Consider the following 11,827-nt stretch of genomic DNA (forward strand, 5'->3'; position numbering starts at 1 on the left):
GTTTGATGCCTAGCTGCCGCGCTGCGCCGTTCTGGTCAGGGTGAGGTAGTTGCCGAGCACAGGCAAGCCTTGCAGGTGGCGGCGCAGCATGTCGAGGGCGGCGAAGGCGAGGATCTTGCGCCGGCTCTCGGGATCCCGGTGGCTGGCCTTCAGCGTCTGGCCGATCTGTTGCCCGTCGGCGCAGAGCAGCAGCGGCACGCCGTCCGGCCCCTCCCATCCCATGGTCAGGTTCAGCCCCTCACTCTTTGCCTCCAACTGCGCCAGCTCGCTGGCGACGTCGCCGCGAAAACCGGCCTCAAGCCGGGGATACTCGTGGCAGAGGGCGAGCAGCGCACCCCGGCTCTCCCCCTCCAGCAGAGTCAGCGGCCTCTCCCCCAGCAGAGCCAGGATCTGCTGCGCAGGCTCTTCATCTCCCCGTCCCACCAGCCAGGGCTGGATCGCCGCGAGCAGTCGTGCCTCGGCGGCATCCATGTCGGCGGCGCTGGCGCCGTGGCCTATGAGTTTCAGCTCGATCAACGGCATGGAAGAGCGGTAGCCCAGCTCGATACCGGTCGGCCAGGGGGCCGCATCCAGCATGTCGGAGAGGGCCGATTCCGAGACGCCAAAGCTGTAGAAGCGGCGCAGTTCGGTATCGGACTGCGCGCCAGCCAGCTGCTTGAGGCGCGGCAAGATCTGCTCGTGCACCATCTGCTTGAATTCGAACGGCACGCCCGGGGTGAAGAAGAGCTGGCTCTGGCCCTGATGGCCGGTGTGGGTGACCACAAAGCCACAGGCGGTGCCGACCGGGTTGTCCAGGATCTCGCAATCTTGCGGCAGCCAGGCCTGCTTGGCGTTGCTGGCGGGCATGATGCGGCCCCGGCTGGCGTAGCGCGCCGCTATGGTGGCGAGCCAGTCCGGGAACAGGGCCAAGGGTTGGTCGAACGCCTCGGCCGCCGCCTGGGCGGTGAGATCATCGGCGGTGGGGCCCAGGCCGCCGCACACCAGCACCACCTCGGCGCGGCTGGCGCTCTCCTGCAGCACGGTTCTCAGATCGGCGAGGTTGTCCCCCACGGTGACGCGGCGGCGCACCTGCCAGCCCTGCTCCAGCAGCAGGGCGCTGAGCCAGGCGGCATTGGTATCCACCACCAGACCCGTCACTATCTCGTCTCCGGTGCTGATGATCTCGATACGCATGGGGGCTCCTTGGGCTGGGGACGTGAACTGGGGCGGCCATGAACCATGGACGGGACAATCAGGGCTTGGCGTGTTCGAAGTAGTAGCTGATCCGGGTACGTGGATTGAGGTACTCGAACACTGCCGGGGGCAGTCGTTTGGGGTGGATCACCTTGGCGATCGACAGCTCGGCCTGTTGCAGATCTATGATGGCCGCCTCCTGGCGCGGGATGCGGGGATCGTACACCAGCACCGAGGGGTAGAGCAGGCGAGAGGCATTCACCGACATCACCAGACCTACCTGGCCGTTGGAGAGCTGCACCACGCTGCCCGGCGGGTATATGCCCATCAGCCGGATCAGCATGCTGAGGTATTCCGGGTTGAACTGGGCTTTGCGCTGCTTGTAGAGGCCGCTCAGGGCCGAGTAGGGCACCTTGGCCTGCAGGTGGCAGAGGTTGTCGTACTCGTTGATCAGCGACACCATCTGGGTAAGCGGGTCGAGCTGCCCCTTCTTGAGCCCCTCGGGCCCGCTGCCATCCAGGTATTCGTGGTGATGCAGCACGATTCCTTTGGCCTCGGCTGGAAAATCCTTGGCCAGATTGAGCAGGTCCAGCCCGTAGCGCGGGTGCTGAGCCATCAGGTTCTGCTCCGGTTTGGTCAGCGGCTCTGTCTTGCGCACTATCTGGCTCGGGATCTTCAGCTTGCCGATGTCGTGGAACAGGGCCCCCATGCCGACCTGGCGGATCTCGTCGGCCGACATGTTGCACTCCTTGGCCAGCAGCATGCTGAGCACGCTGACGTTGAGGGAGTGGAAGTAGAGGTTGTTGCCATCCTCGCTGTCGGAGACCAGATGCAGCACCATTTCGTCCACCGACAGCAGCTGCTCCGTCATGGCGTTGATCAGCTCCTGCGCCTCGCCGATGGCGTTGAGGGGGCGGGACTGGATCTTGCTCATCACGCTGCGCACCTGCGCTAGCGATTGCTGGAATTGTTTCTCGCACTGCTGCAGATCGCGGCGATACTGCTGCAACTGCTCGATGCGGCGCTCTTTTTCCAGCTGCATCTCGGTCTGGCGCTGGGAGGTGTCCGGCGCCTCGGCCGCTTGCGGCTGGATCTGGCTCAGCGGCTTGGGTGGGGCATCGCTCTTGTCGGGAATGATGGTGACGAGCTTGAGGCCGAGCCGGCGGATCAGCTCTATCTCCTCTTCATTCTTGAGCTTGAAGCTGGAAAACAGGAAGGGGTGTTCGCGCCAACCCAGTGGCAGAGAAACGAAATTGCCGACTTGCAGTCGGTCTACGGAAATCTTGATACCTGTCATTGTCTTGGCTGCGAGAGACACATGAGCCGTATGCTAGTCAAAGGCGGAGGTGAATACAAAAGGTATCTGATGACAGGGTTGGCGCTTTATTATAGGCTTCTGGATGTCCAGACATATTTACCGATGCAGTACAGGGAGTAAGCATGCCGATCAAGATCCCGGATCAGTTACCCGCCGCCGAAGTGCTGGGGCAGGAGAACATCTTCGTGATGACGGAATCCAGGGCCGTCACCCAGAACATACGCCCGTTGCGGGTGTTGATCCTCAACCTGATGCCCAAGAAGATTGAAACCGAGATCCAGCTGATGCGGATGCTCTCCAACTCGCCGTTGCAGGTGGACGTGGATCTGCTGCGCATCGACGATCGGGAGTCGAAGAACACGCCCCAGGCACATCTCGAGAACTTCTATCACGATTTCGAACAGGTGCGGGGCAACAACTACGACGGCATGATCATCACGGGAGCGCCGCTCGGGCTGGTGGAGTTCGAGGAGGTAGTCTACTGGCCACGCATCGTCGAGATCATCGAGTGGTCCCATCAGCACGTGACCTCGACTCTGTTCCTCTGCTGGGCAGTGCAGGCGGCGCTGAAAGCCTTGTATGGCATGGAAAAACAGACCCACGGCGAGAAGCTCTCTGGCATCTATCGCCACCACAGGCTCGATGAGCACGAGCCGCTGCTGCGCGGCTTCGATGATGAATTCGTGGCGCCCCACTCCCGCTATGCGGCATTCGACGGGGATCTCATCCGCGCCCACACCGACCTGCAGATCTTTGCCGAGTCCGAGGAGGCCGGAGTCTATCTGGCGGCGACCAAGGATTGTCGCCAGGTGTTCGTCACCGGTCACCCTGAATATGATGTTCTGACCCTTGATGGGGAGTACCGGCGGGATCTGGCGGCCGGGCTCGAGCCCGTCATCCCGGTCAACTATTACCCGAATAACGATCCCGGCCAGACCCCGCGCGCCAGCTGGCGCAGTCACGGTCACCTGCTGTTCTCCAACTGGCTCAACTACTACGTCTATCAGCTCACCAGCTATCGGGTGGAAGACATAGGCAAGGTGTTTACCTACCAGCAGCCCAAGTAAGGATCAGCGTGGCGGCTCAGTCGGCCTGCTCTCGTCGCGCGGTCAGGGCGTCGAGCCACTGGCGATGCACCGCCAGGGTGAAGGCCTTGGGCCTGTGGGCCCGGATGGCGGCCATGGCCTCCTGCTGTTGCTGGCCGAGGGAGACAAGCAGTGCTGCCGCGACCAGACCGGTGCGGCCGCTGCCCCCCTTGCAGTGGATGACCAGGTGTTTGCCCTCGTGCAGCAGGCCGGTCAGTTGCGGCAGAGCCTGTTGCCAGGCCTGTTCGAAAGTGGCATCGGGGGCCTGATCGTCTTCGATGGGCAGGTGGAACCAGCGCATGCCGCTTGCCTCGACCTGCGGGCCAAGCTGGCTCAGTGCGAGCCGGGCCAGTTCGGCCTCTGTCATCAGGGTCAGCACGCCATGGGCCCCCGCCAGCCTGAGCTGATCCAGTGCCAGTGGCAGCGCCACCTGCTGGGTGCCGGGGCAGGGGGTCAGCAGCAGCTGGCCATCGACGCGGGGCACTTCCTGGCTCCAGAAGGGGTGAGACGGGTGCATAAAGGTCCTTATGAGGCCAGCAAGGGCGAGGCGAGCCGGCATGGCCGGTTTCTGAGTGCGCCAAAGCATAGGGGGCGCGGCCCCGATGTCAATCTGCGTTGTGTTCGGCCCGGTTTACGGGCAGAGTCTAAAAAATTGATCGGTTCAAGGAGTTAAGATGAGAAACCTGGATCAACTGGATTTGGATATCCTGGCCCATCTGTTTCGTGATGCGGGCATGACCAACAAGGATCTGGCCGCCCTGGTCGGCGTGGCGCCGTCCACCTGCCTGGAGCGGGTGCGCAAGCTGCAACAGGATGGGGTGCTCAAGGGCGCCCATTGCGAAGTGGATCATCAGGCGCTCGGTGGCCATATCCAGGCCATGGTCTCGCTGCAACTGGCGCGTCACAGCCGCCAGATCATCGATGCCTTCCGCGATGCCATTCTGGCGCTGCCCGAAGTGATCAGCCTGTTTCACATGGGTGGCAAGGATGATTTCCTGGTGCACCTCTGCGTCGCCGATACCGAGCATCTGCGCAATTTCGTGTTCGATCACTTCACCTCCCGGGAGGAGGTGGTGCACCTCGAAACCTCGCTGGTGTTTGAACACAGGTTCAGCCGCTCGCTGCCCTGTTTCCTCAACACCTGACCCCGTGTTGCGCCCAACATAAAACCCGCCAATCGGCGGGTTTTATGTTATTGCGGCGGGGGTTCAGTTCAGCGCTGTCTGGGTATCCGGCGCCGTCTGGTAGAGCCCTTTCTGATAAGCCAGGCTGCCCCACAGCGCCAGCCCGAGCGCGGCATCCTTCATGGCATCCGGCTGCGCCGCCGGGGTGAGGGTTTCGGTGGCATCCTCATAGATGAAGCCTTCCGCCGGGCGCTCAGGTTGCAGTATCACCACGTCCTTGCCCCGCATCAGGGCGAAATTCTTGTCGTACTGCATGATGGCGCGCCCCGGCCAGTCGGCGGGCATCTGGGTCAGATCCTTGCCCAGCATGGGGTAGTCGGCGCTTATCCCCATCAGGGAGAGCAGGGTTGGCGCCATGTCGATCTGGCTGACGATACGCGGATCCTGCTTCGGGGCTATGCCGTCACCGACGATGACGCCGGGAATGTGGAAGCGGGGGATGGGCACCAGGCTGGCACCGCCGACCCGGCTGTCGTGATCGGCGATGACCAGAAACAGGGTGTCCTTCCAGTATGCTGACTGCTTAGCCTTCTTGAAGAATTCGCCGATGGCGTAGTCGGCGTACTTGGCCGCGTTGTTGCGGGTCTGCTTGGGCTGCTCATAGAGGGCGATACGGTCGTCCGGGAATTCGAACGGATCGTGGTTGCTGGAGCTGAACACCAGGCTGAAGAAGGGTTTTCCCTCCTTGTGCAGCGCCTTGAAGGTCTCGTCGGCCTTGGCCATCAGATCCTCGTCCGAGGCACCCCAGGATCCCTTGAACACGGGGTTCTTGAAGTCCTTCTGCTCGACTATGGTGGTGAAGCCGTTGCCGAGGAAGAAGCTGCGCATGTTGTCGAAGTGACTCTCGCCGCCGTAGATGAAGCTGGTGTCGTAGCCGCGCTGTTTGAGCAGATCCGCGATGGTAAAGAAGTTGGTCTGACTCTTGCCAAGCTTGACCACGGCCTGGGCCGGGGTGGGAGTGAAGCCGGTCAGCACGGCTTCTATACCGCGCACCGAGCGGGTGCCGGTGGCGTAGAGCTGCTCGAAGGCCCACCCCTCTTGCGACAAGGCATCGATGTTAGGGGTGAGTGGCAGGCCGCCGAGGGAGCCGACAAACTGGGCGCCCAGGCTCTCCTGCAGCAGGATCACCAGGTTCTTCGGTTTGCCGATATAGCTGGCCTCGTTGAAGGTCTGGCTGGGCAGGGTTGCCGAGCTGAATGCGTGGGGCTCGCGGCCACTCTCCTGGCGAATGAGCTCCAGAATGCGCGCCGGGGGCAGCTTGCCGTAGAACTGGCTGGCATCTTCTTCATCGTCCATCTGATTGATGGCGAAGAAGAGGGAGTAGGAGGAGTTGACGGTCAGCGCATTGATCAGGGGATCGCTGGTAAACGCCACCATGGCCGGGTTCAGGGCGCGATGGCCCAGGCTGGAACGGGCGCCGAGAAAGCCTATGGCCAGAATGAGCAGGGCGAAGGCGGGCCGCCAGTACCAGCGCGGGAAGGTGAGATCGCGCAGCAGGCGCCCGCTCAGCCACCAGCCACCGCCCAGGGTCAGCAGGCTGAACAGCACGGCGGCCAGCAGCTCTCCCTTGCGGCCGGCCCACAGCATGGAGAGCACCTCCTTCGGATAGATGAGGTACTCCACATAGAGGCGGTTGGGCCTGACCCCGTATTCGGTTACGAAGGAGGGGGTGGAGATCTCCAGGAAGAGCATCAGCCAGAGCCCCAGGGTCAGCCAGACCCGGATGATCTGCAGCCAGGCCCGACCGATCGGGTGGGGCCCCGCCAGCAGCAGGGTCAGCATGGCGGGCACACCCCACAGCCAGCAGAGGGTGGCGAAATCGACCCGCAGCCCTTGCAGCAGCATCTCCTGCCAACCGGCAACGGCATCGACCCGTTCCAGTTGCCAGAGGCCGAGGCCGAGTCGGCTGACGGAGAGAGAGACGAGTGCGATCAATGAAAAAACGGCGATGGGCCAAAACGGTCCCAGCCATTGTCTGATAGTGGTCATTGTTGTTCCTACAAGCCTGTTTGCACCCGTCCTCGGGCACATTGTTTTTATATTGCAGGGTTATGACAGCGGGTCTGGGGAAAGGTTGCGTGTAGGTGCCGTTTAAAAGGATGTTTTGGCACGATTTATGATTTTTATGTGAGGGCGATCAGAGATCCAAGACAGTATAAACGGCTGGGGAAACTGTGATCCCCTTTGCAAAGTCATGTAGGTCACTTCCCTATAATGACGCCGAATTTTCTCAATCGGAGCCGAAGGGATGCCGGTCTTTATCGATGTGGAGTATTTGCAGGGATGGTGCCTGTTCGTGGTGCTCTCCGATGGCACCACGGGGGCGCTGGACCTGACCCCCTGGCGCGCGTTGCCCCTGTTTGCAGCGCTGGATTCGGAGCGGCGTTGTGCCCGGGTCTTCATCAATCGTCACCACCAGCTGGAGTGGCCTGCCGGCTGCACCTTGTCGGCCCACGAGGTCTATCACCTGATCAGACCCATCAACGAGCGGGAGGCCTTCAACTAAGCCCCTATTTTTGTGAGCCATCCCCAGATTCCTGTAACTGGAATGTTTGTTCGTTTGCCTTCTCTACCCAATTTGGGTAAAACCTGCGCAACATTTTGCCAACCCCTCTCCCAGCTTTGCCCGTCAAGGCTTGCCGCCTCCCGCCGCAGGCCTTTTTTGCGGCCGGATGGCAAACCTTTCCCTAGCGGAAAGGTTTGTTGGGTGAGATGAGAAAAACAAAAAAAACAAACAAAGAGATAAGGAATAAACATGGCTTGTCATATGCGCACCCCGCTCGCCCTGCTGATGGGCGGTCTCGCCTGCCACGGCGCCGCCGGTCAGGAGCCGGTCCAGCAGCTGGAGCCCATGGTGGTGGTCGCCAGCCGCCCCGCCAGCACCCTGGAAGTGACCCTGGATCCCAAGAAACCGGGCTCTCCCATGCCTGCCGCCGACGGCGCCGGTTATCTGAAAAACGTCACCGGCATGAGCATGGTGCGCAAGGGCGGACTGGGGGGCGATCCCGTGTTGCGGGGGATGGGGATGTCCCGCCTCAACGTGCAGATGGATGGCGGCATGCTGGCCGGCGGCTGCGGCGGCCGCATGGATCCGCCCACCGCCTATGTGTTTCCCCAATCCTTCGACCGGATCCGGGTGCTGAAGGGGCCGCAATCCCTTGAACAGGGCGCAACCCTGGCGGGCACTGTGCTGTTCGAACGGGACAGGCCCGAGTTCACCGCCCCCGGCGTCAAGGCCGAGGCCTCGGCGCTCTATGGCAGCTTCGGGCGCGACGACCAGATGCTGGATGCCACCGTCGGTGCCCCCGAGGGTTATCTGCGCGGCCAGTTCACCCACTCCGACAGCGATGACTATCGCGATGGCCACGGCGACAGGGTGCGCTCCTTCTATCGCCGCGAGAACGGCACAGCCCAGCTGGGCTGGACGCCGGGGGAGCATACCTGGCTCGAACTTACCGCCGAGCGCAGCAACGCCCGTGCTGCCTATGCGGATCGCACCATGGACGGCCCCATGTTCGATCGGGAGTCCTTCGGCCTCAAGCTGAGGCAGGAGCAGATCAGCCGCCATTGGCAGCGCAGCGAGCTGACCCTGTGGGACAACGACATAGATCACATCATGGACAACTTCAGCCTGCGGCAAAGCAGCGGCATGAAGATGCTCTCCAACCCGGATCGGCGCAACACAGGCGGCCGCTGGGCCAACGACATAGCCCTGCCGGCCGACTGGCTGCTGACCGCCGGGCTCGATGCCAACCGGGATCAGCACAGGGCCCGTAGCGGGGTGGATTACGCCAGCCAGCCGCGCCAGCGCACCCTGCGTTTCGAACAGCAGGGGGGCTTCGCCGAGCTGGGCCGCCAGCAGGGGGCCCACGGCTACAAGGGGGGCTACCGGCAGGACAGGGTCGAGACCACCCGTTATGGCGCGGGGGATCAAACCCTCTATAGCGATACCCTGACCCTGGACAGCGGCTTTGGCCGCTACGAATATCAGTGGTCGCCAGCCTGGTCGAGCTATCTGGCCTAGGGCCAGGCCAAGCGGGCACCGGATTACTGGGAGCGCAGCAAGGACAGCGTCCCCTTCACCCTCAGCCCAGAGCGCAGCCGTCAGTGGGATGCGGGGCTGGCCCTGCGCAGTCGCGAGCTGGACTTGACCCTCTCCTTGTTCAGCGCCGACATCCAGGACTACCTGCTCTATAACAACAAGTCGAACAAGGTGCGCAACATAGATGCCCAGACCCGGGGCGGCGAGCTGGAAGGACGCTGGCAGTTTGCCGAGCTGTGGCGTCTCGATGGCGGCCTGGCGGTGGTCTATGGCGAAAACCAGAGCGATAACCAGCCGCTGGCCCAGATGCCGCCGCTCGATGGCAAGCTGGCGTTGGGCTGGCAGCCAGCCGAGGCGTGGAACTTTACCCTGCTTGGCCGCGCCGTCGCCGCGCAGGACAGGGTGGACGTGGGCGCGGGCACGGTTGCCGGTCAGGATCAGGGGGAGACCCCCGGCTTCTTCACCCTGAACCTGAGCGGTGCCTGGCAGTTTGCAGAGGGGTGGCAGCTGTCGGCCGGGGTGGACAACCTGTTCGACACCTTTTACTACGAACACCTCTCCAAGTCGGTGCACGCCAGTCAGGCGGGGCTGGGCTATGAACAGGTGGGTCGCATCCCGGAGCCGGGTCGCGCCGTCTGGCTCTCCCTCAACTACCGTTTCGCCTCCGCCGGCGTGCTCTAGGCAGACGCGCCAACCGACTGAACCGGGTAACGTTTTCAGTCACAGACCCGTGCTGGCGGGACCGCTATCATGGCCCCGGAGTGGCGCCTTGTGCGCCGATACCACCACAGCGGGAACATAACAATGAAACAAGGAACGTTGCGCTATGGCGGCCTGCTCGGGGCCGCCCTGTTACTGACGGCTTGCGGCAGCGGAGGCGGGGGATCCGGCAGCGAACCCCAACCCCCGGTGGTCAATCCGCCGCCTGCCACCGCCAGCCGCGCCTGCTACGGCAATGATCAGCCCGCCTGCAACCTGCGCACCTATCAGGTGATGGTGGAGTCCTTCGTCGATGGCGACAGCGCCGCCAACTACGGCGTCGGTTACGGCCCCTCCCGGCACAACGGCGATCTGCAGGGGATCATCGACAGCCTGGATCACATCAAGAGTCTCAACGTCAACGCCATCTGGCTGACCCCGGTATTCGACTCCTGCGCCGGTCAGGGCGGGGATGACAAGCTGGATGCCACCGGCTACTTCGCCTGCGACTTCTTCAGCGTGGATCCCAACTTCGGCAGCAATGCCCAGCTCAAAAAATTGGTGGATGCGGCGCACCAGCGCGGCCTCTACGTCTTCCTCGATGGCGTGTTCGGTCACGTCAACAAGGTGGGGGTGAGCAAGCCCTCGCCCGAGGGACGCCTGCCTGCCCTCAAGAGTGGCGGTGCCGGTTATCCGGGCCAGCTGGTGGATTACAGCCAGCCCCAGAGCCTGGCCTACTTCAAGGAGGTGGCGCGTTACTGGGTCGAGCAGTACGGCATCGATGGCTGGCGCCTCGATCAGGCCTACCAGCTGGGGCTGGATGAGTGGCGCGCCATTCGCGGCGAGGTCGAGCAGGCCAGTGCGACGCGCAAGGCCGCCGGTCAGCAGTGGGGCACGCTCGGCTACATGGTGGGCGAGGTGTGGAAGGGGGCTGATGACATTCGCGCCCAGGCTTACGGCAGCAGCGACAATCCGGCGCTCTCCTCGGCGTTCGACTTCCCGTTGCGCTACGGCCTGGTGCAGGCGCTAGCGGTGGAGGAGTCCGGCAAGGGCGGGCAGGGGGCCAGCGTGCTCGATGCCAGCTGGAACAAGGTGGAGAACTACCCCAGCCACGCCATGCCGAACCTGATGCTGGGCAACCACGATCTGGTGCGTTTCGGCGATCTGCTGGAGCGTGGCAATTTCAATCCGGCGGACTACTGGCAGCGCCACAAGGCGGCTTTCAGCTTCCTGGCGGCTCGCTCCGGTCCCATCACCCTCTATTACGGCGAGGAGTTTGGCGACGAGGTGCCGGGCTTTGCGGCGCAGGTGAGCGGCGACTGTGCGGCGCAGGGGCTCTGTGACGATCACGTGGCCCGCAGCGATGGCAAGGTGCCGGTTGCCACCGGCTTCGTGCCGAGCAGCGATCAGGCCGAGCTCAAGCAGTGGCTCAGCCAGCTGCTGGCCCTGCGTGCCAAGCATCCCGCCCTCTATCAGGGTGAGCGGGTCAAGCTGGTGGCCGATGGCAGCATCTATGGCGACATCAAGCAGACGGCGGCGGAGCAGATAGTCTACCTGCTCAACGTTTCAAGTACGCCCCAGAGCTATGCCCTGCCGGTCGGCAAGCTGCGCAGCGGCAGCGCCCTGCTGGATCTGCAGAGCGGCGAGAGCCTGGCCATAGGTGGCAGCAGCGTGACGGTGGACTTGCCGCCGCTGAGCGGTCGCTTCCTGCTGTTGCAATAAGGCTGGCGAGTAACAACAAGGGCTCCGATATGGAGCCCTTGTTCATTGTGGCGGGTTACTTCTCTATGCCGCTGCCCAGTTCGTCCTGATGGGCATTGGTGGCGGGGGCGTGACCATTGCCGTGGCGCCAGCTCTCCAGCCGGTTGTGCACGCCGCGGCGCAGGCTCTTGAAGCTGGTTTCGAGATAATCCACGCCTACCAGTATGGCCAGGGTGACGCCGGTAAGCAGCACGGCCTGGTGCAGCATCTGCATGCCGATGAGGGCGCCGAGGGCAGCCAGCATCCAGACGGTGGCGGCCGAGGTCACCCCCAGTACCTGGCCATCCCGGGTCATCATGACGCCGGCGCCAAGAAAGCCGATACCGGTGATGAGCTGACCCAGTACCCGCGCCCGATCGGCACTCTCCGGGCTGACGGCGGCACCGATGGCGAGAAAGCAGTAGGTGCCGAGTACGATGAGCGAGGAGGTGCGGATGCCGACCGGCTTGCCGCGCAGTTGCCGCTCCAGCCCCACGAGGGTGCCACACACCAGGCAGGCGAGGATGTTCTCCCAGCCAAGGGGCGCTATGTCCCACCAATCCGTTGTCATCATAATCACCTCTGC

The 11,827-nt window shown here is 63.2% G+C and carries 10 protein-coding genes and 1 pseudogene; 5 read left to right on the forward strand and 6 right to left on the reverse strand.

The features are described from left to right. Positions 1–9: 9 nt before the first annotated feature. Both BN1128_RS11380 and BN1128_RS11385 read right to left on the reverse strand, forming a co-directional pair. Entirely contained in the window at positions 10–1,173 is a 1,164-nt protein-coding gene (locus BN1128_RS11380; RefSeq protein WP_042868774.1) for a competence/damage-inducible protein A, read from the reverse strand. Positions 1,174–1,231: 58 nt separating this feature from the next. Next, entirely contained in the window at positions 1,232–2,470 is a 1,239-nt protein-coding gene (locus BN1128_RS11385; RefSeq protein ID WP_042868776.1) for a cyclic di-GMP phosphodiesterase, read from the reverse strand. A gap of 143 nt (positions 2,471–2,613) precedes the next feature. Between BN1128_RS11385 and metA the strand changes: the two genes are divergently transcribed. Further along, positions 2,614–3,558, forward strand: a complete 945-nt coding sequence (gene metA / locus BN1128_RS11390; RefSeq protein WP_042868778.1) for a homoserine O-acetyltransferase MetA — start codon at positions 2,614–2,616, stop codon at positions 3,556–3,558. Between the two features lie 16 nt (positions 3,559–3,574). On the opposite strand, the gene BN1128_RS11395 is transcribed toward metA, so the two are convergent. Beyond that, complete coding sequence (locus tag BN1128_RS11395; RefSeq protein ID WP_042868780.1) at positions 3,575–4,093, reverse strand: cyclin-dependent kinase inhibitor 3 family protein; 519 nt, start codon at positions 4,091–4,093, stop codon at positions 3,575–3,577. A 157-nt stretch (positions 4,094–4,250) separates the two neighbouring features. Here BN1128_RS11395 and BN1128_RS11400 point away from each other — a divergent pair, with 157 nt between their 5' ends. Further along, positions 4,251–4,721 carry an Lrp/AsnC family transcriptional regulator gene (locus BN1128_RS11400; protein ID WP_042868783.1) on the forward strand — a complete coding sequence of 157 codons (471 nt, stop codon included), beginning with the start codon at positions 4,251–4,253 and terminating at the stop codon, positions 4,719–4,721. A 63-nt stretch (positions 4,722–4,784) separates the two neighbouring features. On the opposite strand, the gene BN1128_RS11405 is transcribed toward BN1128_RS11400, so the two are convergent. Next, positions 4,785–6,749 carry an LTA synthase family protein gene (locus tag BN1128_RS11405; protein ID WP_042868784.1) on the reverse strand — a complete coding sequence of 655 codons (1,965 nt, stop codon included), beginning with the start codon at positions 6,747–6,749 and terminating at the stop codon, positions 4,785–4,787. 259 nt (positions 6,750–7,008) lie between these two features. Between BN1128_RS11405 and BN1128_RS11410 the strand changes: the two genes are divergently transcribed. Continuing rightward, complete coding sequence (locus BN1128_RS11410) at positions 7,009–7,266, forward strand: DUF2442 domain-containing protein (protein ID WP_042868786.1); 258 nt, start codon at positions 7,009–7,011, stop codon at positions 7,264–7,266. Here the strand turns inward: BN1128_RS11410 and BN1128_RS25380 are convergent. Next, positions 7,263–7,517 carry a hypothetical protein gene (locus BN1128_RS25380; protein WP_156140216.1) on the reverse strand — a complete coding sequence of 85 codons (255 nt, stop codon included), beginning with the start codon at positions 7,515–7,517 and terminating at the stop codon, positions 7,263–7,265. The two genes, BN1128_RS11410 and BN1128_RS25380, sit on opposite strands and share 4 nt — an antisense overlap. On the opposite strand from BN1128_RS25380, the pseudogene BN1128_RS11415 reads away from it, so the two are divergent. After that, positions 7,516–9,483: pseudogene (locus BN1128_RS11415) on the forward strand (TonB-dependent copper receptor). The gene BN1128_RS25380 and the pseudogene BN1128_RS11415 sit on opposite strands and share 2 nt — an antisense overlap. 123 nt (positions 9,484–9,606) lie before the next feature. Continuing rightward, on the forward strand, positions 9,607–11,223 hold the full coding sequence (locus BN1128_RS11420) for an alpha-amylase family protein (protein ID WP_042868788.1): 1,617 nt from the start codon (positions 9,607–9,609) through the stop codon (positions 11,221–11,223). A 55-nt stretch (positions 11,224–11,278) separates the two neighbouring features. Here the strand turns inward: BN1128_RS11420 and BN1128_RS11425 are convergent, their stop codons facing one another. Next, a complete protein-coding gene (locus BN1128_RS11425) occupies positions 11,279–11,815 on the reverse strand; it encodes an MgtC/SapB family protein (protein ID WP_042868790.1) in 537 nt (178 codons plus the stop codon). Positions 11,816–11,827 lie beyond the last annotated feature (12 nt).

The organism is Aeromonas piscicola (assembly GCF_000820005.1).
In the GTDB taxonomy this organism is placed as follows: domain Bacteria; phylum Pseudomonadota; class Gammaproteobacteria; order Enterobacterales; family Aeromonadaceae; genus Aeromonas; species Aeromonas piscicola.

Bases quoted from the DNA above. Each gene is read 5' to 3' on its own strand.
- BN1128_RS11400 (WP_042868783.1), top strand. From the start codon at position 4,251: ATGAGAAACCTGGATCAACTGGATTTGGATATCCTGGCCCATCTGTTT.
- BN1128_RS11425 (WP_042868790.1), bottom strand. From the start codon at position 11,815: ATGATGACAACGGATTGGTGGGACATAGCGCCCCTTGGCTGGGAGAAC.
- BN1128_RS25380 (WP_156140216.1), bottom strand. From the start codon at position 7,517: ATGTTTATTCCTTATCTCTTTGTTTGTTTTTTTTGTTTTTCTCATCTC.
- BN1128_RS11420 (WP_042868788.1), top strand. From the start codon at position 9,607: ATGAAACAAGGAACGTTGCGCTATGGCGGCCTGCTCGGGGCCGCCCTG.
- BN1128_RS11410 (WP_042868786.1), top strand. From the start codon at position 7,009: ATGCCGGTCTTTATCGATGTGGAGTATTTGCAGGGATGGTGCCTGTTC.
- BN1128_RS11395 (WP_042868780.1), bottom strand. From the start codon at position 4,093: ATGCACCCGTCTCACCCCTTCTGGAGCCAGGAAGTGCCCCGCGTCGAT.
- BN1128_RS11405 (WP_042868784.1), bottom strand. From the start codon at position 6,749: ATGACCACTATCAGACAATGGCTGGGACCGTTTTGGCCCATCGCCGTT.
- metA (WP_042868778.1), top strand. From the start codon at position 2,614: ATGCCGATCAAGATCCCGGATCAGTTACCCGCCGCCGAAGTGCTGGGG.
- BN1128_RS11380 (WP_042868774.1), bottom strand. From the start codon at position 1,173: ATGCGTATCGAGATCATCAGCACCGGAGACGAGATAGTGACGGGTCTG.
- BN1128_RS11385 (WP_042868776.1), bottom strand. From the start codon at position 2,470: ATGACAGGTATCAAGATTTCCGTAGACCGACTGCAAGTCGGCAATTTC.